The sequence below is a fragment of the Serratia sp. D1N4 genome (assembly GCF_054552755.1).
In genome coordinates, this window is the sequence record NZ_CM137274.1 from 3,839,570 (window position 1) to 3,859,838 (window position 20,269).

Below are 20,269 nucleotides of genomic sequence, written 5' to 3' on the forward strand. Positions count from 1 at the left end.
CAGAGTGAAATAAAGTAACGGGATGAAAATAGATCGTAACCCTTTTCGCGACTATACGGCAGAATCTGCCCTGTTTGTACGCCGCGCCCTGGTGGCGCTTTTGGTTATTCTGGTGCTGACAGGCATCCTGATTGCCAATCTGTATAATCTGCAAATCGTTCGCTTTGAGGATTACCGTACCCGTTCCAATGAAAACCGCATCAAGCTGGTACCGATCCCACCCAGCCGCGGCATTATTTACGATCGTAACGGCACGCCGCTGGCGCTGAATCGCACCATTTACCAGTTAGAGCTGATGCCAGAAAAAGTTGACGATCTCAACGCCACGCTACAGGCGTTACGCCCGATCGTTGATCTTACCGATGAAGACATCGCCAACTTTGAGAAAGAGCGCAAACGCTCACGTCGTTTTGTTTCGATCCCGGTCAAAACCGCGCTGACCGAAGTTCAGGTCGCCCGTTTTGCCGTCAACCAGTTCCGCTTCCCCGGCGTGGAAGTGAAAGGCTATCAGCGCCGCTATTATCCCTATGGTTCTGCCCTCACCCACGTGATCGGCTATGTGTCGAAGATTAACGATCGCGACGTCGAACGCCTCGATAAAGATGGCAAGCTGGCCAACTATGCCGCCACGCACGATATTGGCAAGTTGGGTATCGAACGTTTTTACGAAGATACCCTGCACGGCAAAACCGGCTATGAAGAGGTTGAGGTCAACAACCGTGGCCGCGTGATCCGCCAGTTGCATGAGCAACCGCCCTCCGCCGGTAAAGACGTTTATCTGACCCTCGATCTCAACCTGCAACGTTACATCGAACAACTGCTGGTGGGCAGCCGTGCAGCGGTCGTGGTCAGCGACCCACGGACCGGTGGCATTCTGGCGATGGTTTCCAACCCCAGCTACGATCCGAACCTGTTCGTTGACGGTATTTCCAACAAAGATTATCAAGGGCTGCTCAACGATCCGAACCGCCCGCTGATCAACCGCGCCACGCAAGGGGTTTATCCACCTGCGTCAACGGTGAAACCCTATATTGCCGTATCGGCCCTCAGCGCCGGGGTGATCACCCGCAATACCATCGTGTTCGATCCCGGCTGGTGGCAACTGCCAGGTTCAGAAAAACGCTTCCGCGACTGGAAAAAATGGGGCCATGGCCGCCTCAACGTCACCAAAGCATTGGAAGAGTCTGCGGATACTTTCTTCTATCAGGTTGCCTATGATATGGGGATTGATCGTCTGTCGAGTTGGCTGAGCAAATTCGGCTATGGTGACTACACCGGTATCGATCTTTCTGAAGAGCGCTCCGGGCTGATGCCGACGCGCGACTGGAAGTTCAAACGCTACAAGAAACCTTGGTATCAAGGGGACACCATTCCGGTGGGTATCGGCCAGGGCTACTGGACCGCTACGCCGATTCAGATGTCCAAGGCACTGAATACGCTGATCAACGACGGTAATGTCAAAATACCTCACCTGCAGCAAAGCACCAGAATCAACGGGGTTCTGGTGCCGTATCAACAGGAAGAGCATAAGCAGATTGGTGATATTCATTCTGGCTTCTGGGAAATAGCCAAAGACGGTATGTACGGCGTTGCCAACCGGCCAAACGGTACGGCCCGCAAGTACTTTGAGGGAACCCCTTATAAAGCCGCGGCTAAGTCGGGTACCGCGCAGGTATTCGGCTATGAAACCTATAACGCCCACAAACTCGCAGAGCATCTGCGCGACCATAAATTGATGACCGCCTTCGCACCGTACGACAACCCGACGGTCTCAGTCGCCATCATTCTGGAGAACGGCGGTTCAGGCCCGGCGGTAGGTACCATCACCCGCCAGATCCTCGACCACATCCTGTTGGGCGACAACAATACGCAATTACCGGATGCAGCCCCACTGCCGCCAGGTATAGAAGGTGATTAAGGTAGAACATGACTGAAAGCCAACAAAAGGGCTCCATCTGGACCAAAATCCACATCGACCCCACTTTCCTGTTATTTATTCTGGCATTGCTGGTCTACAGCGCCGTTGTGATGTGGAGCGCCAGCGGCCAGGATGTCGGTATGATGGAACGCAAGATCGGCCAGATCCTGATGGGTCTGATCGTCATGGGCGTCATGGCGCAGATCCCACCACGGGTGTATGAGAGCTGGGCACCCTACCTGTATATTTTCTGTGTCATCCTGCTGATTCTGGTGGATGCCTTCGGCCAGATCAGTAAAGGGGCACAGCGCTGGCTGGATCTGGGCTTTGTCCGTTTCCAACCGTCGGAAATCGCTAAAATCGCCGTGCCGCTGATGGTGGCCCGCTTTATGAACCGTGACGTGTGCCCGCCTTCGCTGAAAAATACCGGCATCGCGCTGGTACTGATCTTCCTACCTACCCTGTTGGTAGCCGCACAGCCCGATCTCGGCACCTCGATTCTGATCGCCGCTTCCGGGCTGTTTGTGCTGTTCCTGTCTGGCATGAGTTGGAAGCTGATTGCGTTTGCCGCCGTACTAGTGGCGGCCTTTATTCCGGTGCTGTGGTTCTTCCTGATGCATGACTATCAGCGGGACCGCGTGATGATGCTGCTCGATCCGGAAAGTGACCCTTTGGGGGCCGGTTACCACATTATTCAGTCAAAAATCGCCATCGGCTCCGGTGGTCTGTCCGGTAAAGGCTGGTTACACGGCACGCAGTCACAGCTGGAATTCCTGCCCGAACGCCATACCGACTTCATCTTCGCGGTGCTGGCAGAAGAGCTTGGCCTGATCGGCGTTCTGGTGTTGCTGGTACTGTATTTGCTGGTGATCATCCGCGGGTTGATGATCGCCGCGCGGGCGCAGACCACCTTTGGCCGCGTCATGGTCGGTGGCTTGATGCTGATACTGTTCGTTTATGTGTTTGTTAACATTGGCATGGTCAGTGGCATTTTACCGGTAGTTGGCGTACCTTTGCCTCTGGTCAGCTATGGGGGGTCGGCGCTGATCGTCCTCATGGCCGGGTTCGGTATCGTCATGTCGATCCACACGCACCGGAAAATGCTGTCTAAAAATCTATAAGAGGTGAGTAATGCGTAAGGAATGGCTTTGGGTCGGTGCAGTTGCTGTTGCGGTATTACTTTCAGCCTGTACCACCACGCAGGAAGAAACACAGGCTCCGCCACAGCAGCAACCCTACAGCGGGCCAGTGACCGAAATCGGCGGTGTGGAACCTCACTATGAACCCTATAACCCTGGTACGTTGCAGGACTATAAGGTTAATGGCGATACTTATCGCATCGTGAAAGATCCACAAAACTTCTCACAGACCGGCCTGGCGGCCTGGTATGGCGAAGAAGCCAACGGCAATACCACCGCCATTGGTGAACGATTCGATCCCAATGCTCTGACCGCCGCACACCCGACTCTGCCGATCCCAAGCTATGTGCGCGTTACCAACCTGGCCAATGGCCGCCAGTTGGTGGTACGCGTCAACGATCGCGGCCCTTATACGCAAGGTCGGATTATCGATCTGTCAAAAGCGGTTGCCGATCGCCTTAACCTGACGAGCAACACCAAGGTGAAAGTAGACTTTATCAGCGTTGCCCCTGATGGTTCACTGAGCGGCCCCGGCACCATTGGCACCGTGGTCGCCAAACAGAGTTACGCCCTGCCGCAACGCCCGGATCTCGGTTCTAGCAGCATGGGAACACCAATACAGCAGCAAACCCCTGCCGCCAATGATGCCGCCGTACGCCCGATTGACAACAGCAGCCTGAACGTTGATGACAGCAACGGTGAGCCTGTGCGTAGAGGTGGGTTCCTAGGTGCGCCAAGCGCCTTGCCGGCTGGAGTGCTGGAAGGCTCAGAACCGCCACCGGCCATCATCGCTCCTGCTGTTGTCGCTCCAGTGGTGGCAAACACGGCCATTGAAGGCGGCAACTTCGTGGTTCAGGTCGGTGCCTTGAGCAACGCCGAGCGCGCACAAAGCTGGCAGCAGCAACTGAGTCAACAGTTTAGCGTTCCCGGTAAAGTCTCTGCCAATGGTAGCATCTACCGCGTGCAGTTAGGCCCGTTCAATAACCGTCAGCAGGCAGCGCAGCTACAGCAGCGACTGACCAGCGAAGCGCAACAGCAATCTTTCATCACTGCTGCACCCTAAAACGTGAAGCCCGCTAGGCCAACACGGCTGATAGCCCGTTTTTTAGCTGAAACATTTTCTTGCAGCTAAACCACTATCAGCCGGGTGAATGCTTAATGCCTGCCGGGATCCCATCTGTTATAGTGTGGCTCGTTTTTTAACTTAATCTCACGGATGTTGTCGTTCCGATCATGAAACATGTAACTTCTTTTCGCTTAATCAAGAGCATAACACTCGGCACCGTCATCGCGATAAGCGCAGCGTCAGTTGCCCATGCAGACGATGTTAATATCAAAACCATGATCCCAGGTGTCCCGCAAATTGATGCGCAAGCGTACATCCTGATTGATTACAACTCCGGTAAAGTATTGGCAGAATCTAACGCCGACGCCCGTCGTGACCCCGCCAGCCTGACCAAAATGATGACCAGCTATGTCATCGGCCAGGCGCTGAAGTCCGGCAAGATTGGCCAGGATGATATGGTCACCGTCGGTCAAGATGCTTGGGCAACCGGCAACCCGGTGTTTAAAGGCTCCTCGCTGATGTTCCTTAAACCCGGCGATCGGGTACCAGTATCCAAACTGACGCGCGGTATCAACCTGCAATCAGGCAACGACGCCTGTGTCGCCATGGCTGATTACGTGGCCGGCAGCCAGGATGCGTTTGTTAACCTGATGAATACCTACGTCAAACAGCTTGGTCTGCAAAATACCCACTTCCAGACCGTGCACGGCCTGGATGCTGAAGGCCAGTTCAGCTCTGCGCGTGATATGGCGCTGATCGGCCAGGCACTGATCCGTGACGTACCAGACGAATACGCCATCTATAAAGAAAAAGAGTTCACTTTCAACAACATCCGCCAGATGAACCGTAACGGTCTGCTGTGGGATACCAGCCTGAACGTTGACGGCATCAAAACCGGTCATACCGAAGCCGCAGGCTACAATCTGGTGGCTTCCGCCACCGAAGGCCAGATGCGGCTGATCTCCGCCGTGTTGGGTGGCCGTACCTTCAAAGGCCGTGAAACCGAAAGTAAAAAGTTGCTGACCTGGGGCTTCCGCTTCTTCGAAACCGTCTCGCCGCTCAAAGCCGGTAAAGAGTTTGCCTCCGAACCCGTCTGGTTTGGCGATGCCGATCGCGTCGAGTTGGGCGTGGATAAAGACGTTTTCCTGACCATCCCGCGCGGCCGGATGAAAGACCTGAAAGCCAGCTATGTGCTGAACACGCCAGAAATCCACGCGCCGCTGGCCAAAAACCAGGTTGTCGGCAGCATTAATTTCCAGTTGGATGGCAAGACCATCGATCAACGCCCGCTGGTGGTGCTGAACGAAGTGAAAGAAGGCGGCATATTCAGCCGTCTGGTGGATTACATCAGGCTGATGTTCCACCACTGGTTCGGCTAAAGCTTGAAACGGGGAATTTTGGCCCCATATCTTACTTAACAATCACTCCCGCTCCGGCGGGAGTTATACTTTATAGACAAGCTTTACCCACGGAGCGCATTCACATGCAAAAAACTAAACTGAACGAACTGCTCGAATTCCCTTGCACCTTTACCTACAAAGTAATGGGCCTGGCACAACCCGAGTTGGTAGACCAGGTGGTTGAAGTGGTGCAGCGCCATGCTCCTGGGGACTATAACCCACAGGTTAAACCGAGCAGCAAAGGCAATTACCACTCCGTTTCCATCACCATTACCGCCACCCATATCGATCAGGTGGAAACGTTATACGAAGAGTTGGGCAACATTGAGATTGTCCGCATGGTGCTGTAATTTCATACTGGCACAGCCTGTTCGGGTTGTGCCAGGATCCTGAGGGATAAGTGCTGGTCGTGAGCCAGAGCGCTCGGTATAATGACTTTCTCACTTCTGTAACCTGACGATGACTCGTTTGCAACATAATAAGATCATTTTGCGTCAACTGGGGTTGCAGCCCTATGAGCCTGTATCCCAAGCCATGCACAACTTCACCGATTGTCGCACCGAATCCACGCCCGATGAGCTGTGGCTGGTGCAGCATCAGCCGGTGTTTACCCAAGGGCAGGCAGGCAAAGCGGAACACGTTCTGATGCCAGGCGATATCCCGGTGGTGCAGAGCGATCGCGGCGGCCAGGTAACCTACCATGGCCCCGGCCAGCAGGTGCTGTACGTGATGGTGGATCTGAAACGCAACAAAGTTGGCGTGCGCCAGCTGGTCACCGCCTTGGAAGACACGGTTATCAATACCCTCGCCCATTTCGAAATAACATCGCGCGCACGCCCAGATGCGCCCGGCGTTTATGTGGGGGAGCAAAAGATTTGTTCACTGGGTTTGCGTATCCGCAAAGGCAGTTCATTTCATGGCCTGGCCCTGAACGTCGCCATGGATCTGGCCCCATTTCAGCGCATCAACCCCTGTGGTTATGCCGGAATGCAGATGACACAAGTCAGCGCGCTGGTGCCTGGCGTTAGCATCGAAGACGTTCATCCAATCCTGGTACAGGAATTTGTTCATTTACTCGGCTACCAGACGGTCGAGCTTCGTAACTGGAACCTGCACGATTATGAGTAAACCAATTCAGATGGAACGCGGCGTCAAATACCGCGATGCAGACAAAATGGCGTTGATCCCGGTAAAAACGGTGGTCACCGAACGGCAGGAGCTGTTACGCAAACCCGAGTGGCTGAAGATCAAACTCCCTGCTGACTCTACGCGCATTCAGGGCATCAAAGCCGCGATGCGCAAAAATGGCCTGCATTCGGTGTGCGAAGAGGCCTCGTGTCCGAACCTGTCTGAATGCTTCAATCATGGTACAGCAACCTTCATGATCCTGGGTGCCATCTGCACCCGCCGCTGCCCGTTCTGCGACGTCGCCCATGGCCGCCCGGTCGCGCCGGATGCCAATGAGCCGGAAAAACTGGCGCAAACCATCGCCGATATGGCGCTGCGTTATGTGGTTATTACTTCGGTTGACCGCGACGACTTGCGCGATGGCGGTGCACAGCACTTTGCCGATTGTATCGCTGCGATTCGTGCCAAAAGCCCCAATATCAAGATTGAAACGCTGGTGCCCGATTTCCGTGGCCGTATGGATCGCGCGCTGGAAATCCTGACCGCGACCCCACCGGACGTGTTCAACCACAATCTGGAAAACGTGCCGCGTATTTATCGCCAGGTGCGCCCAGGTGCTAACTATGAGTGGTCACTGAAGTTGCTGGAGCGTTTTAAAGAAGCTCATCCGGATATCCCAACCAAGTCAGGCCTGATGGTCGGCCTGGGGGAAACCAATGCGGAAATCGTAGAAGTCATGCGCGATCTGCGCCGCCATGGCGTCACCATGCTGACTCTGGGCCAGTATCTGCAACCTAGCCGCCATCACCTGCCGGTGCAGCGCTATGTCAGCCCAGCAGAGTTTGACGAGATGAAAGAAGAAGCGATGGCGATGGGCTTTACCCATGCCGCCTGCGGCCCGTTTGTGCGCTCTTCCTATCATGCCGACCTACAGGCGAAAGGGGTGGAAGTGAAATAAGCCCGGTAATTTTTTGTTACGCTTCGGCGAATGAAAACGCCAAAAAACGGATGTCCTCACGGCATCCGTTTTTTATGGCGTCAGTGAAAGCAGGATTAAACGTCTTTCTTCTCGACGCTCTGCGGTGCAGACTGGCTTTCAGCCGTATTTTGCGCGGGTGGAGCATCTTCCCCCACCGCTTTTTTGAAGCCTTTCAGCGCCGCGCCTAAATCCGCCCCGAGGGTGCGCAGTTTGCTGGTGCCAAACAGCAAGACGATCAACACCGCAATCACCAGAAGTTTGGTAATACTGATACCTTCCATATTCACCTTCTTTTTCATTATGGCTGCAAAGTGCAGCGAGGGAACAAGCCTTGCCTATCAATATTTAGCTACTTTCTTCCCCTTAGGACAACAACAACATGTAACAGAGTGAGATCTGCCAGAGATGATCTATGCTTACACTATGGGGCATATATCTATACCCAAAATAATTCGAGTTACTTGTAGGCGGCAACGGAGTGAAGCCCTAGGAGCATAGATAACTATGTGACTAGGGTGAACGACAAATCTGCTTGGCAGATTTGAACACCGCTTGCGGTGGCCCAGCATGGGCCGAGTTACGCAGCCAACACCCAAGCAACTTGAAGTATGAAGGGTATATTTAGCGTTTCTCAAGTGCATGATACGCTGCATCATTAATCACAGGGGAGGCGTTGGATGCCAATCGCTCCATCAGCGACCAATTCCCGACGTTCGGGTATCAGTTTTGCCAAACGTACTTACCTGCCACGTATCGTCGGCCTGGGGATTGGTTTTTTTTGCGTGCTCGCCGCAATCATCCCTTTACACCCACCGTTTGGCATGTGGATCCTACTGGCATTTAATGGCTTTATCTGGCCACACATCGCTTATCAGTGGTCGATCCGTTCTGAAAATCCCTTTGCCACCGAAACCCGTAATCTGCTGATAGATGCCTTGATGGGCGGTGTCTGGGCGGCCGTCATGGGCTTTAATGCTCTGCCTGCGGTAGTGATCCTGTCAATGATGGGTATGAACAATATTGCTTCCGGTGGGCTGTCACTGTTCTTTAAAGGGCTGTTAGCACAGATTATTGGGGCCGTGCTGACCAGTGCCGCACTCGGTTTCCCGTTCTACCCACAAACCACACCACAGCAGGTGTATCTTTGTTTGCCCATGATCTTCATCTACCCAACATTTCTTGGTTTTGTCACCTATCATACCGCCAAACACCTGGCAGAAAAAAAGCGAGAATTGCTGCGCATTAGTATGCGGGATGGTTTGACGGGCCTCTATAACCGTCGTCATTGGGAACACCTGCTGCACAATGAGTTTGACAGCTGCCGACGTTATGACCGTAAAGCCACGCTGATCCTGATAGATATCGATCGCTTCAAAACCATTAATGACACCTTCGGCCATGCTGTGGGGGATGAAGCGCTGATCGTTCTTGCGGAAGAGATGCTCTTGGGGTTACGCGTGGTCGATATCGTAGGCCGTTACGGCGGTGATGAATTTGGTGCCGTGTTGCCGAACACTACCTCCGATCAAGCCAGCCTGGCCCTCAAACGCATTCAGGAGCGTTTAAGCGAAATCATTTTCCGCGAAGCCCCTGAGCTGAGGCTGCACATCAGTGCCGGCATCGCTGAGTATCAACCAGAGATGCGCGGCTATCAGGAATGGCTGAAAGCGGCTGATGGTGCCCTGTACCGAGCTAAAAATAATGGCCGCAACCGTCAAGAACTCGCGATCCCTCAATCCTGACTGAATGGTCAGACTACAAAACGGCAGCTGCAGCGTGTAAAATCTCCCAGGCCCGGAAAATACCTGAGCCGACAGACGGAGATGACATTCCTCCATAACCGCCCTCACAGGCTGATGATGTCTACGTAACCTCTCAGAGGGGTACGTAGCGTTATGCCTGAACCTTTCTGAGTTTCCTCAATTTTTTGTGAAAGGGTTTTCGATCATGTTGAGTTCTTTACTGGCAGTATTTATTGGCGGTGGTTTAGGCAGTGCGCTGCGCTGGATAGTGAGTATGAAGATGAATCCATTGCACCAGCATATTCCCTTGGGCACGCTGACCGTGAATCTGCTCGGAGGGTTCATCATCGGTTTGGCCCTCGCGCTGTTTACGCGTATGACGCACCTAGATTCAACCTGGAAACTGCTGATCACCACCGGTTTTTGTGGTGGATTAACCACTTTCTCTACATTCTCTGTCGAAGTGGTTTATCTGTTGCAGGATGGGCGTCTGGTTTGGGCAATCGCTAATATGCTGCTCAACCTGGCTGGCTCATTGGCCATGACGCTGCTGGCATTCATGCTGGTCAGTTGGCTTAGCGGGCAATAAAAAACCCGCTCATAGAGCGGGTTTTAAGAATTTTGGCTACTGTAGCTTAAATAGCGATAACGTTAGCAGCAGATGGCCCTTTGGCACCGTTCGTGATTTCAAATTCTACACGCTGGCCTTCAGCAAGAGTTTTGAAACCATTGCTAGCGATGGCAGAGAAGTGGACGAAAACGTCTTTGCTACCATCTTCCGGAGTAATGAAGCCGAAACCTTTGGATTCATTAAACCACTTAACGCTACCTTTAATCTTAGACATCAAACTTACCTTTAACGTGAATGTAAGACACAAAACGTGTGTCAAATACAGTACAGCAATTAGATGGGATTTTGTCCACAACCGAGATCACATAAAATCGATAAAAAGTGAAAAAGTCCGCAATCGGCGCAGTAAATTGATTGTTACAGTCAGCAATTTTTAGCAAAGCAGCCCGATCCTCTGAGAACCCCCATGCTTTTACCGTAGAATACCGCGCCCCTGTCGCAACAGGGCATTCCGCGCTATTATAAGCACTGTTACGAACGACTTTATGAGAATGATGATGAACGGCAAGATAACGACTTTTTTTGAAGACAAAGGCTTCGGCTTTATCACCGACGAGAACGGGGAAAATCGTTATTTTCACGTGATTAAAGTGCAAAACCCAGAGCTGATTAAGAAAAATGCGCTGGTGACTTTTGAACCCACCAACAATAGCAAAGGGCCATCCGCTTATGCGGTTAAAGTGCAGGCGCTCAGCAAATACATCACCATTGCTAATGAAAGAATCAAAATATCCAGCATCAAATCCTTTCATACCTTCAGCAAAGAAGTGCCGGTAAAGGCAGATATTGATAAAGAAAACACCGTGCTCTCGGTCGGTTTACTGATGAACCGTATCCGCCCGCAAGTGGCTGAAACACCGCAGGCGATGGAGACATTGCGTATGCTGTCGATTACCACATTCCAGAATGCGACCCACACCTTCTCAGAACATGAAGTCGATATTGATGAAACGCTACAGGCATTAAAAGCACTGTAACGCAGTAGAAAAACAATCAAAGCTATTTAATGTCACCTGTGTTAGCGTGGGCTTTCACCTGACACAGGTATATGCCATGTCTGAATCCATTAGCGTCAAAGGTTTTAACAACCGCACTACCCAGATTGCCTGCCCTAAGTGCAGCTATGTTACCAAACAGCAATGTTCTAAACTGCGTAAGAATATCACGCTGATCTGCCCTAATTGCGGCACACAGTTCACACCAAAACAGGGTTGATATTATTTGAACATGTTATGATTCAGTGTATTACTGTTGAGCATGTTAAAGGATTCAACACGATTGTGGCCTTGAGACTTGGCACGGTACAGCGCAATATCCGCCATATTCATCAGTTGCTCGAGGGATTTCACCTCATTCATTGCCAAGCTGGCAACCCCGACGCTTATGGTGATCCGCAGCGGTGTTTTACCCGTTGGGTTCATATCTGCATTTTCCACTCGCCTGCGCAGATGCTCCCCTAATGCAACGGCCTGCACAGCCAGCGCACGCGGCATCATGATGGCAAACTCCTCACCACCTAGACGGCCAAATAGCTGATCGTGGCGCAATTCACGCCGTAGGAGATGAGAAAATGTTGCCAACACCTGATCGCCGATTACATGGCCATACATATCATTAATCAATTTAAAATGATCGATGTCGATCAACAGCAATGACACCGCCTCTTTCGCTTGATACTTATGTTCCAGCAATTCCCTGGCTTTACGCGTAAATGCACTACGCCCCAATGCGCCGGTAAGCAGATCATGATTGGCAGTGTGGTTCAGTTGGCGCAGCAGCTTGCGGTTCACGACCAGCGAACTGGCGAGGATCAGCGGCCCCATCACCAACATGGCAATACCCAACCGGGCTGACATCAGCGTATCAAGCATGGCAACACGAGGCCCCGGTATTTCATACAACATCATGTTGGTAGAAACGCTGATAATCTGGGTCACCCCGGTGATTAACGTCAGCAAAGTGACGGTAAACAGCTGGTAGCTCACCGCACACCACAGCAATGCCGGAATAGGGAACGCTATCGCTCCCGGCCCACCGATATACACGCTGTACGCCAGTGAACACAGCAAAGCCAGTAACGGCATACTGGTACGCCATTGCCAATGTATCTGAATACGCAGCAGCTGTTTCAAGCGTGGAGCAGCCAGGATCACAGGCAAGATCAGCAGGTTAGTCGAGAATTGCTCACTGAACCACGCTCCCCAGGCGATAAAGACCGTATTGTTGTACAGGCTGTCATGACGCAGCACCGACAGCGTGGCAGAGAACGCAGCACCGAGAAAACACGCCGTGAACATGTATAAAATTGCCTGCGGTTTCCCTAGCCGTCGCTGGGATTGTGGCAACATCAGCATCACCACATAACCGGTCGCTATCAGCGCCATATTGCAGGCGTTGAGCCAAAGCGCGAGCGACCATCCCTCAGCGGTGGCCAAATCGGCAGTAACCATGCCAAAGTAGATGGCTCCCCACCCCACAAAAGTGGCATAACCGGGTTTGCGCAGCAGCAACCCAAGCAGAATGGCATTCACGGGCCAAAACAGCGAAAGCGCTCCCATAGGGCGAGTAAAAATACCCACCAAAGAAAGCACAAAGGCCAACATAAAAAGATTTATCAGCAGGATCATGGCAGGCAAACGTTGCGTCGAATGTAATCGGGCGTTCATAACCTGAACCAAGACGTGGGAATAACCATAAAAATTTTGTGCATATCGTCTTTACCCGACAAAGTGAGAATGACAAATCCAGTTTTCATCTAAAAAAACCAAATTAATCAATCAGAAAACTGTACAACTCCTTATTGAACGGAATCAGCTTAATTCACTTATTGGGGAATTGGAGGATCACGTTTACAGGAATTAATCCTTAATAGCACACGACTAATGAAAGCATAGCTTAAAATGTTACAGCTTGAAAAATAGTTAACACTGATAAATTAAAAGGATATAACTTATTTTTAAGATGTTTCTAAATCACTGCTTATTTTCCTGCAAGTCTCACCAAAGCGCAATCAAAAAAGCCAGCCATAATCATTAGCATGATTCACGGGTCCTTCAGGCCCCACCTCACGACGACGCACTTGCGCTTCACTGCTGCTGCCACCATCAGGCAGCACAGGGGCTCTTCCCCCGGGCGGCTGAACCTGCATAGCATAAAAAAAATCCCGCACAAGGCGGGATAAACGTCAATTAGGGATATCTATACGCTACAGAAAAGAAATAACACAACATCATCGGGTAAGTTCTAAACTACCAGCAAAAATGTATAGAACTGTCATGTAAAAGTAAGTCTAATCTGATAGATGTAACTTCTGATGGAATCATCAGCGAGTTGCGTCAACTTGGCGAATAAATAAGCCCTCCTGATTTTCACACCGCGCGTAAATGTATTACCTAGCTTTTGCTGGCTACCAGCTCGGCCCCCACCGGATTCAGCAGCAAAGGGGGGCAACCCTTGAATAAGCAGCAAAATATTTAGGAAATACCTTGAAAAATGCGGAGACAACCTCAATATACAGCATGTTGTCTGCCATTTCGGTAGGTCTAGCAAAGGAAAACGAATATGTTAGAGAATTATTTTGGCTCCGGGCTCGTACCAACAGAAGAGCAAAAGCGCAGATTACTGGCCGTGCAGGCGGCACTGGAACTCTTGAAGGCAACGCTGTCTGACACCAACGACGGCAACGGTGTTGAGTACCAATTAAAGACGGCAGAAAAATACATTGGCTCTCTCGCTGATGCCATCCAGACTGCCGTAGAAAAAAAGTAACTCCGCCACAAGGTTGAATCCACCCCCGCACAATGCTGAACGCTGATATTGTGCGGGGGTTAGTCAAGATACTTGAAATCCTACCGACATCATTCATAGCGCGGCTTCCCGCCCTCCCCCTCTCTTACCCACTGCTTGCTTTGAACAACAAACCGTAGCACAACAGCGGCGCAGATCTGCGGGGGAATGAGAGATGGCACACACTTCCGACAAGGGAATTTTTGATTCCCCTTTTTTCTACCTTGGGTTTTGTTATTAATGGATAAAGAATTAGCGCAGAGGGAAAGGTGACATGAACAGAGCTGATTTCTCTCAACGCGTTGCCAACCTGGGTAACCTTACCGATACCGACAGGCGCATCATTGACTACTTTGACAAACATTTTGAGTCGATACCCTACAGCAAAGTCGTTGATATCTGTAATGAAGTCGATATTGCCAAGTCAACGCTGGGGCGATTTATGATGAAAATCGGCTTCAATGGGTTCCGAGATTTTAAAGAGTCCACCGGTGAGCCGGAGCTGCGCAGAAACATTTCGCCCATCGAGCGCTTTAATAAGAAGAACAGCACAAAAAATGGCATTGATTATATTGAGAAACACTGTAGCGAAATCACCAATAATATTAACAATACGCTAAAGAACATTAATAGAAAGGATCTGGAGAAAACCATTGCGCTGATTTGCGATCCGGAAAAGCGGCTTTATGTTATTGGCAGCGCAACGGCACACGCTTTAGCAGAATATTTTTATCTGCTTGGCCGATATATCAAGAAGGACATTGTGCTGCTTGATGCCAATATTGCCAATCTGCCGCATAAATTAATCGACTCACGCAAAGGTGATGTGTTGCTTGCCATCTCCTATTACCGCTTCTCCAGCGTGACCACGCGGCTGATAAAATGGTTTTATCAAAACCGCGGAGATACCATCGTGATCACCGATAACGCGGTCAATCCTTTCAGCCACTTCGCTACCGCACTGCTACTGATGGAGAGCCAGCACAGCGGGCTGTTCAGTAGCCGCAGCGCCGGATTTGTGTTGATTGAAGCGCTGGTGAATTACATGGGGGAAGTGACCGATAATGAATTGGGTGACAACTTCCATGTTATGGAATCCTTATTTGAAGCCTTTAATGTTTTTAACAAATAAATAGACATTAATTAACGTTAGGATAAATAACTTCTTTATCTACGGACAGCTTTTATCTGAAATTAGCCACACCCCGCATTGGCGTTTATTTTATTCAACGAGGTTTTTATTATGAGCAGTGAAAACAGAGCAATTCCTGTTTGCCCTGAGCAACAAACACTCACTACATCACAGGGGAATTTATCCTTCCGCACCTGCGGAGAGGGTGAAACTATTATCTTCTTACACGGTATTCTCGGCAGCTCCAAAGCCTGGCCATTCCAATTTGCCGCACTGTCCCCTAATTACCGCGTTGCCGCCTGGGATGCGCCGGGTTACGCCGGTTCTGCGCTGGTAGCCGCCGATATAGATGCCTACGAACAGATGCTGCATAACCTGATTGTGCACCTTGGTGATAAAAAAGTGTCCCTGGTCGGGCACTCGATGGGGGGAACTATTGCCAGCCGCTACGCTGCCCGGCATCCCGACAAAATCAAGAGTCTGGTATTGTCCTGTACCCATCCGGGCTATGGCGCGCCAGAGACGGCCCCCATCTCGGAAAAGCTGGAAATACGGCTTAGAGAGCTGGCCGAAATCGGCCGTGAAGCCTACGGCAAAAACCGCGCGCGTGATTTGTTACCGTTCCCGGAGGTGCCCGCTTCGGTGTTGGATTATGCCGCTGAAATTGCGGCCGAAACCAACCTGGAAGGCCTGAGGCGCGCAACGCGGATGCTGCAACTGGCTGATAACCGCCCTCTGTTGCCGCAAATAGCCGTGCCGACGTTAATCTTGACCGGCGAAAAAGATGGTGTTGTTCAGCCGAAATTAAAAGCCGATCTGTTAGCACTGGTGCCTTATACCCAACATATTGATATGCCCGGTCTGGGTCATGCGCCTTATTTTCAGGCCCCGGAATATTACAACGCTTTGCTGCATGAATTTATCGCCAATCACTGAATATAGGGGATTATGATGACTGGATTTATAATCGGCATAATCGTTACCGTACTTGCCGCCTGGTTTATTATCAAAAACTATCAACCACAGGCCGTACTGCTGTTGGCCGGGTTGAGTTTATTGCTCATCACGGCAATCTTCTTTCCTGAACAATCAATACTGTACGGCAAAGCAAAATCCATCGGCTGGGTCGGCGGGGATATTTTCGCGTTTGTTAAAGAGTCTTTGACCACCCAGATCGCCGGTATCGGTCTGATCATTATGGCGGCAGGCGGTTTTGCCGATTATATGGATCACATTAAAGCCTCGAACTCGATGGTGAATCTGTGCATCAAACCGTTGCAGATGATCAAGGCGCCCTATCTGATCCTGGCAATCGGCTACATCTTGTCTCAATTGCTGCATGTGGCGATCTCCAGCGCGGCTGGTTTGGCCATGCTGTTATTGGTCACCTTCTTCCCGGTATTGGTGCGTTTAGGGGTCAGTAAAGCCGCAGCCGCATCAATGATCGGTATGTCGGCATTTATGGATCTCGGCCCGGCGGTGGGCACCGCGAACCTGGCGGCGAAACATGCCGGTATGGAAACGGCGATCTACTTTGCTCACTACCAACTGCCGGTAGCTACCGGGGTCATGCTGGTGGTGGCCGTCTTAATTTTCTTCACCGCGCGCTATTTTGATGCCAAAGACGGGCACGTGGTTGCCCAGCAACACCACCAGCCACAAACCGAGGAGAGCAGCGAAAAAGTACCGGCGTTCTACGCCTTTCTGCCGGTTTTCCCGGTGATTCTGGTGATTGTGTTCAGCCCGCTGGTTGTCAGCAGTATCAAGATCGACGTAGTCACCGCGATGATTATCGGTACTTTGCTGGCCTTTTTCTGCGAACTGCTGGTCAGACGGGATTTCAAAGCGGCCTGTAAAGGCATTCAGGTGTTCTTCAAAGGGATGGGCTCAATGTTTACCAGCATCGTTTCCCTGCTGGTATGTGCCGACGTTTTCGCCCAAGGGCTGCAAATCATCGGTGCCGTGGACTTTATCATCCAAACCGTTCAGGCTGCCGGTTTTGGCTTCGGCAATATGACCGTTGTGATGGCGCTGTTGGTCTGCGTAACCGCTGCTCTGACCGGTTCTGGCGTGGCCGCTTTCTTCTCGTTTTCCGGTCTGGCACCCGGTATTGCCGCCAAGTTTGGTGAAAGCGCCGTGAGCATGATCCTGCCGATGCAACTTATGGCGGGGATGGGAAGATCGATTTCCCCGGTGGCTGGCGTGATTATTGCGGTCAGTAAAGCCGGTGAGTGCTCGCCATTTATGATCGTGCGCCGCACGCTGATCCCGGCAGCAGGTGGGATGATTACCATGCTGGTGCTGAACGGTATTCTGAATTAACTCCCTTATGTTTAGGGCGGCAAACTCGCCGCCCTACCCAAGTGCCTACCTATTTACCTAGTCAATTCTGAAATCATCAAACGGGTATATATAACCTCGTGATCCAGTTGTACACTGCCTATCGGCCACTTGGCGTGAAAAGTTCTGCTTTTATTAACAAGGAGTGTTGATATGTTCTCGAGGATTATGTTTGTCCTGTTCGCTGCCGCAGTATTGTTGGTGCTGATTAACTGGGAACGGATGTGGGCAATCATCCGCCCAATGGTATAACACCGTGATGGGCCAGCAACAGCCTCACCCCCTCTCCTGCGAGGTGCTGATGCTGGAAACGCTCCGTCCTCTATTTATGGCAATATCATTGCTGCACTCTTTGTGGATCTCCGAGATTAAAAGCCGTGCTAGCGGGGGTAACGTGGTTTGCTGGCGGTAGAGCAAACTGTAATGGCCATCAGGCAGTTTTTCTTTTAGCGGGATGAAGCAAAAAAGATCTTTCATCGAATCCGTGTGTTCAATCAGCTTGGGGCTGATTGACAGATAGTCAGCCTCTAAAATCAGATGTTCTGCCATGGCGACAGAATCCCCTTTCAATATCCAGTTTTCTGCTTTTGCTTCTGCCGGAAAAACAAGAGACTCGAGATCGTTGTAATATCCAGCATCGGCCACAGGGAGATACCATTTGGCATTGCGAAGCGCTGCCAAAGAGGTCGCATGCGCCAAAGGATGGCCTTTTCTGGCAATGACACCGAATGAACAGGAAAAGAGAGGCTCTTCGATAAACTCTCCCAGGGAGATTGCATCAGAGATTATGCCAATAAAGAAATCCAGCTTCCCTTCCCGCAGGGCGGGCAAAATCTCAGACTGCTGGCCTTCGTAAAGTGTTATCTCTGCATTGGGATAAGCCTGCAGAATGCCAGTAACGGCACTGGAGATAAATTTGAACACCCTGATGTGCGAACAACCAAATGAAACACTCCCCTGGTGCAACTCCTTGACCTGTTTCACTTCGTTTACCGCAGTCTCTAACTCACTCAGCACCCGTCTGACACGGGACTCGAAGCGCCTTCCAATATCGGTCAGCACCATACCTTGCGAGCTTACAACCATCAATTTCGCCCCCAAAATCGTCTCCAGCTCACGCAGAGAACGGGACATATTCGATTGAGTTTGGTTTAACACCTTTGCGGCCGCACGCATGCTGCCATGCTGAATAATGGCCTCAAAAATTTTGAGATGACTGACTGTAGGCAGACGCGACACAAGGCACCTCTGGGCTAATCAATTTAGAACCACTTTCCAAAGCTCTTTCTATACTCGTCATACTTCACGTGGCCTAAGGGTTCGCCAGGCTGGAAGGCCCAAGACATGTCATCTGTCTCCGAGGTTTTCAAACTTGCCGCGCCCCGCAACTTGAAGAACTAAGGGAATACATAAAGAGACATCAGCAAACACATCGCTTCAATGAAAATATAGCAAAAGAATAAACTCACCAGTCAAAATAAAGCTCACCGGGCTTTATCTATGGTGCAATTCCACTGCTGGTTCACCACGCTCTGATTAGCAACGATCTGTAACGATAATGCCGCGTCCTGCATATGTGTAACGCTGTACTCCAGCACCACATCATCCAGATTACTGGCGGTGCGCTCGATTCTAAACAGTGCGCAACCCTGCTCGATGTTCAACAGATGGGCTAATTTGGCGTCGCAGATCACCGGCGAATAGCGCTCCGCTGCCTTGGTCGGGGAATAGCCGAAGGTTTCCCGCAGTTGCCCATACAACGGGCTGCTACTGTCGACATGGCTCAGATCGTTATACACCCGGCTATTTAAGTAGGTGACCGCATGGCCAACCACTTTCTCCTCCTGCATAAACAAACGCTCAAGGCGCATCAGTTGGCTGCCCAAATCCAACCCCATCCGCTCCGCCACGTCTTGGCTGGCCATGGTCGAAAGCAGTGAGAGGATTTCCACCTCAACCGGCGTTGCCGAGTTGAAGGTCACCAAGGCATCCGGCAGATCGGTATAGTGTTTATGCAGCGCATCACGATTGATAAAGGTGCCTTTACCCTGCTCACGGTAAACCATGCCGATGCTGGCTAGTGAATCAATCGCTTGTTTGATGGTACCGCGCGCAACTTTGAACTCGTCGGCGAGCAGCAGTTCGCCGGGGAGTTTATCGTTATAGGTAAAGGTGATGATTCGTTGCAGGATAATGCCTTTTATCCTGAGATACAGTGGAAGTCCGTCAGACTCAAACATACTCATGCTCCACTCAGAGGTAGTGTATTTGGCTCCTGTAAGCGTCAAGTATATCCTGATTTATCTGCTGATTACCGTCTATGTTTGCACTCGCCAGGATCGGCGGCGTGCGCTGTTGCTGCTGCATCAGTTCGCAAATACGCAGAACCAGGCTGTTGGCGATGGTCGCCCCCATAATGGTCGACAACGGCGCGGCTTTTTGCGCCAAGCCCGGCAGGCTGACGGCGGCATCGCCATAATCGCACTGGTTATCGATGGTGATGTCCGCAATATCCACCAACAGCTTGCCGCTGGAGTGACGCGAACTGACGCGCGCGGCGGTAGCCAGGCTGGTGATAGCAATCACCTTGGCACCCAAGGCCCGGGCGGCTAGCGCCACATCAATGGTGATGGCATTGCGGCCAGAAACCGAATGAACTAACAGCGTATCGCCCGCTTGCAGCGGTGATTGTTCAATCAGCACCCTGCCCAGATGTTCTACGTTTTCCACGGCACTGGTCAGCGTCAATGGCCGCACGTTAAGCATCAGTGCGGGCGTGAACAACGGGTTGACGATAGCCAACCCCCCTGCCCGGTAGCTCATCTCCTCCGCAAGAATGCCCGCATGGCTGGCACCAAACACAAACAGGTTGCGGCCAGCCAGCGCCGTTTCTGCCATCACTTCTGCCGCGCGATTAATCGGCTCCGGCTGCTGTTCCAACAGGGCCAACTTCTGCCGAATTTGCTCGTAGTATTGGCTTAATGCCTTGCTCATAACCTTCCCTCATC

At 51.4% G+C, this 20,269-nt stretch carries 21 protein-coding genes and 1 riboswitch; of the genes, 15 read left to right on the top strand and 6 right to left on the bottom strand.

Annotated features, from left to right (window positions below; translation table 11 throughout):
- Positions 1 to 22 precede the first annotated feature (22 nt).
- The 7 genes from mrdA (at position 23) to lipA (ending at position 7,609) form a co-directional block, all read left to right on the top strand.
- Entirely contained in the window at positions 23 to 1,918 is a 1,896-nt protein-coding gene (gene mrdA, locus ACX1CU_RS17210) for a peptidoglycan DD-transpeptidase MrdA (protein ID WP_459399471.1), read from the top strand.
- 8 nt (positions 1,919 to 1,926) lie between these two features.
- Complete coding sequence (gene mrdB, locus ACX1CU_RS17215; RefSeq protein ID WP_459399472.1) at positions 1,927 to 3,039, top strand: peptidoglycan glycosyltransferase MrdB; 1,113 nt, start codon at positions 1,927 to 1,929, stop codon at positions 3,037 to 3,039.
- 10 nt (positions 3,040 to 3,049) lie between these two features.
- A complete protein-coding gene (gene rlpA / locus ACX1CU_RS17220; protein WP_459399473.1) occupies positions 3,050 to 4,120 on the top strand; it encodes an endolytic peptidoglycan transglycosylase RlpA in 1,071 nt (356 codons plus the stop codon).
- 170 nt (positions 4,121 to 4,290) lie between these two features.
- Positions 4,291 to 5,502 (top strand): D-alanyl-D-alanine carboxypeptidase DacA, encoded by a 1,212-nt coding sequence (gene dacA / locus ACX1CU_RS17225; RefSeq protein ID WP_459399474.1) that lies wholly within the window; start codon positions 4,291 to 4,293, stop codon positions 5,500 to 5,502.
- A gap of 104 nt (positions 5,503 to 5,606) precedes the next feature.
- On the top strand, positions 5,607 to 5,873 hold the full coding sequence (gene ybeD / locus ACX1CU_RS17230) for a DUF493 family protein YbeD (protein ID WP_142010880.1): 267 nt from the start codon (positions 5,607 to 5,609) through the stop codon (positions 5,871 to 5,873).
- A 109-nt stretch (positions 5,874 to 5,982) separates the two neighbouring features.
- Positions 5,983 to 6,651 (top strand): lipoyl(octanoyl) transferase LipB, encoded by a 669-nt coding sequence (gene lipB / locus ACX1CU_RS17235; protein ID WP_459399475.1) that lies wholly within the window; start codon positions 5,983 to 5,985, stop codon positions 6,649 to 6,651.
- Positions 6,644 to 7,609 carry a lipoyl synthase gene (gene lipA, locus ACX1CU_RS17240; protein ID WP_459399476.1) on the top strand — a complete coding sequence of 322 codons (966 nt, stop codon included), beginning with the start codon at positions 6,644 to 6,646 and terminating at the stop codon, positions 7,607 to 7,609. Before lipB ends, lipA begins: the two co-directional genes overlap by 8 nt.
- A 95-nt stretch (positions 7,610 to 7,704) precedes the next feature.
- Here lipA and tatA read toward each other — a convergent pair whose 3' ends face one another.
- Positions 7,705 to 7,911, bottom strand: coding sequence for a Sec-independent protein translocase subunit TatA (gene tatA / locus ACX1CU_RS17245; RefSeq protein WP_459399477.1), 207 nt, complete (start codon positions 7,909 to 7,911; stop codon positions 7,705 to 7,707).
- 396 nt (positions 7,912 to 8,307) lie between these two features.
- Here tatA and ACX1CU_RS17250 point away from each other — a divergent pair, with 396 nt between their 5' ends.
- The gene (locus ACX1CU_RS17250) at positions 8,308 to 9,372 is read left to right on the top strand and encodes a diguanylate cyclase (protein WP_459399478.1); all 1,065 of its coding nucleotides are present in this window, start codon (positions 8,308 to 8,310) and stop codon (positions 9,370 to 9,372) included.
- Between the two features lie 68 nt (positions 9,373 to 9,440).
- A riboswitch (Fluoride riboswitch) is annotated at positions 9,441 to 9,503 on the top strand.
- A gap of 74 nt (positions 9,504 to 9,577) precedes the next feature.
- Positions 9,578 to 9,961, top strand: coding sequence for a fluoride efflux transporter CrcB (gene crcB, locus ACX1CU_RS17255; protein WP_459399479.1), 384 nt, complete (start codon positions 9,578 to 9,580; stop codon positions 9,959 to 9,961).
- 46 nt (positions 9,962 to 10,007) lie between these two features.
- Here the strand turns inward: crcB and cspE are convergent, their stop codons facing one another.
- Positions 10,008 to 10,217 (bottom strand): transcription antiterminator/RNA stability regulator CspE, encoded by a 210-nt coding sequence (gene cspE, locus ACX1CU_RS17260; RefSeq protein WP_002210315.1) that lies wholly within the window; start codon positions 10,215 to 10,217, stop codon positions 10,008 to 10,010.
- 283 nt (positions 10,218 to 10,500) lie between these two features.
- Between cspE and ACX1CU_RS17265 the strand changes: the two genes are divergently transcribed.
- Both ACX1CU_RS17265 and ACX1CU_RS17270 read left to right on the top strand, forming a co-directional pair.
- On the top strand, positions 10,501 to 10,980 hold the full coding sequence (locus tag ACX1CU_RS17265; RefSeq protein ID WP_459402846.1) for a cold-shock protein: 480 nt from the start codon (positions 10,501 to 10,503) through the stop codon (positions 10,978 to 10,980).
- A 76-nt stretch (positions 10,981 to 11,056) separates the two neighbouring features.
- Positions 11,057 to 11,218, top strand: coding sequence for a YnfU family zinc-binding protein (locus ACX1CU_RS17270; RefSeq protein ID WP_459399480.1), 162 nt, complete (start codon positions 11,057 to 11,059; stop codon positions 11,216 to 11,218).
- 2 nt (positions 11,219 to 11,220) lie between these two features.
- Here the strand turns inward: ACX1CU_RS17270 and ACX1CU_RS17275 are convergent, their stop codons facing one another.
- Positions 11,221 to 12,669: a GGDEF domain-containing protein gene (locus ACX1CU_RS17275; protein WP_459399481.1), complete on the bottom strand. Its 1,449-nt coding sequence runs from the start codon at positions 12,667 to 12,669 to the stop codon at positions 11,221 to 11,223.
- 895 nt (positions 12,670 to 13,564) lie between these two features.
- On the opposite strand from ACX1CU_RS17275, the gene ACX1CU_RS17280 reads away from it, so the two are divergent.
- The 4 genes from ACX1CU_RS17280 to dcuC all read left to right on the top strand — a co-directional run bounded on the left by ACX1CU_RS17280 (position 13,565) and on the right by dcuC (position 17,243).
- On the top strand, positions 13,565 to 13,771 hold the full coding sequence (locus tag ACX1CU_RS17280; protein WP_459399482.1) for a hypothetical protein: 207 nt from the start codon (positions 13,565 to 13,567) through the stop codon (positions 13,769 to 13,771).
- A 292-nt stretch (positions 13,772 to 14,063) separates the two neighbouring features.
- A complete protein-coding gene (locus ACX1CU_RS17285) occupies positions 14,064 to 14,921 on the top strand; it encodes a MurR/RpiR family transcriptional regulator (RefSeq protein ID WP_459399483.1) in 858 nt (285 codons plus the stop codon).
- Positions 14,922 to 15,032: 111 nt separating this feature from the next.
- On the top strand, positions 15,033 to 15,857 hold the full coding sequence (locus ACX1CU_RS17290) for an alpha/beta fold hydrolase (RefSeq protein ID WP_459399484.1): 825 nt from the start codon (positions 15,033 to 15,035) through the stop codon (positions 15,855 to 15,857).
- Positions 15,858 to 15,872: 15 nt separating this feature from the next.
- Complete coding sequence (gene dcuC / locus ACX1CU_RS17295; RefSeq protein WP_459402847.1) at positions 15,873 to 17,243, top strand: C4-dicarboxylate transporter DcuC; 1,371 nt, start codon at positions 15,873 to 15,875, stop codon at positions 17,241 to 17,243.
- Between the two features lie 294 nt (positions 17,244 to 17,537).
- On the opposite strand, the gene ACX1CU_RS17300 is transcribed toward dcuC, so the two are convergent.
- The 3 genes from ACX1CU_RS17300 to ACX1CU_RS17310 all read right to left on the bottom strand — a co-directional run bounded on the left by ACX1CU_RS17300 (position 17,538) and on the right by ACX1CU_RS17310 (position 20,255).
- Positions 17,538 to 18,500 (bottom strand): LysR substrate-binding domain-containing protein, encoded by a 963-nt coding sequence (locus ACX1CU_RS17300; RefSeq protein WP_459399485.1) that lies wholly within the window; start codon positions 18,498 to 18,500, stop codon positions 17,538 to 17,540.
- Positions 18,501 to 18,745: 245 nt separating this feature from the next.
- Complete coding sequence (locus ACX1CU_RS17305; RefSeq protein WP_459399486.1) at positions 18,746 to 19,501, bottom strand: GntR family transcriptional regulator; 756 nt, start codon at positions 19,499 to 19,501, stop codon at positions 18,746 to 18,748.
- Between the two features lie 13 nt (positions 19,502 to 19,514).
- Positions 19,515 to 20,255: a sugar isomerase domain-containing protein gene (locus ACX1CU_RS17310; protein ID WP_459399487.1), complete on the bottom strand. Its 741-nt coding sequence runs from the start codon at positions 20,253 to 20,255 to the stop codon at positions 19,515 to 19,517.
- Positions 20,256 to 20,269: the final 14 nt, after the last annotated feature.

What these genes read in the sequence shown, in the direction of transcription:
- mrdA (WP_459399471.1), top strand. Translation starts at nt 23, where the DNA reads ATGAAAATAGATCGTAACCCTTTTCGCGACTATACGGCAGAATCTGCC.
- mrdB (WP_459399472.1), top strand. Translation starts at nt 1,927, where the DNA reads ATGACTGAAAGCCAACAAAAGGGCTCCATCTGGACCAAAATCCACATC.
- rlpA (WP_459399473.1), top strand. Translation starts at nt 3,050, where the DNA reads ATGCGTAAGGAATGGCTTTGGGTCGGTGCAGTTGCTGTTGCGGTATTA.
- dacA (WP_459399474.1), top strand. Translation starts at nt 4,291, where the DNA reads ATGAAACATGTAACTTCTTTTCGCTTAATCAAGAGCATAACACTCGGC.
- ybeD (WP_142010880.1), top strand. Translation starts at nt 5,607, where the DNA reads ATGCAAAAAACTAAACTGAACGAACTGCTCGAATTCCCTTGCACCTTT.
- lipB (WP_459399475.1), top strand. Translation starts at nt 5,983, where the DNA reads ATGACTCGTTTGCAACATAATAAGATCATTTTGCGTCAACTGGGGTTG.
- lipA (WP_459399476.1), top strand. Translation starts at nt 6,644, where the DNA reads ATGAGTAAACCAATTCAGATGGAACGCGGCGTCAAATACCGCGATGCA.
- tatA (WP_459399477.1), bottom strand. Translation starts at nt 7,911, where the DNA reads ATGGAAGGTATCAGTATTACCAAACTTCTGGTGATTGCGGTGTTGATC.
- ACX1CU_RS17250 (WP_459399478.1), top strand. Translation starts at nt 8,308, where the DNA reads ATGCCAATCGCTCCATCAGCGACCAATTCCCGACGTTCGGGTATCAGT.
- crcB (WP_459399479.1), top strand. Translation starts at nt 9,578, where the DNA reads ATGTTGAGTTCTTTACTGGCAGTATTTATTGGCGGTGGTTTAGGCAGT.
- cspE (WP_002210315.1), bottom strand. Translation starts at nt 10,217, where the DNA reads ATGTCTAAGATTAAAGGTAGCGTTAAGTGGTTTAATGAATCCAAAGGT.
- ACX1CU_RS17265 (WP_459402846.1), top strand. Translation starts at nt 10,501, where the DNA reads ATGAACGGCAAGATAACGACTTTTTTTGAAGACAAAGGCTTCGGCTTT.
- ACX1CU_RS17270 (WP_459399480.1), top strand. Translation starts at nt 11,057, where the DNA reads ATGTCTGAATCCATTAGCGTCAAAGGTTTTAACAACCGCACTACCCAG.
- ACX1CU_RS17275 (WP_459399481.1), bottom strand. Translation starts at nt 12,669, where the DNA reads ATGAACGCCCGATTACATTCGACGCAACGTTTGCCTGCCATGATCCTG.
- ACX1CU_RS17280 (WP_459399482.1), top strand. Translation starts at nt 13,565, where the DNA reads ATGTTAGAGAATTATTTTGGCTCCGGGCTCGTACCAACAGAAGAGCAA.
- ACX1CU_RS17285 (WP_459399483.1), top strand. Translation starts at nt 14,064, where the DNA reads ATGAACAGAGCTGATTTCTCTCAACGCGTTGCCAACCTGGGTAACCTT.
- ACX1CU_RS17290 (WP_459399484.1), top strand. Translation starts at nt 15,033, where the DNA reads ATGAGCAGTGAAAACAGAGCAATTCCTGTTTGCCCTGAGCAACAAACA.
- dcuC (WP_459402847.1), top strand. Translation starts at nt 15,873, where the DNA reads ATGACTGGATTTATAATCGGCATAATCGTTACCGTACTTGCCGCCTGG.
- ACX1CU_RS17305 (WP_459399486.1), bottom strand. Translation starts at nt 19,501, where the DNA reads ATGTTTGAGTCTGACGGACTTCCACTGTATCTCAGGATAAAAGGCATT.
- ACX1CU_RS17310 (WP_459399487.1), bottom strand. Translation starts at nt 20,255, where the DNA reads ATGAGCAAGGCATTAAGCCAATACTACGAGCAAATTCGGCAGAAGTTG.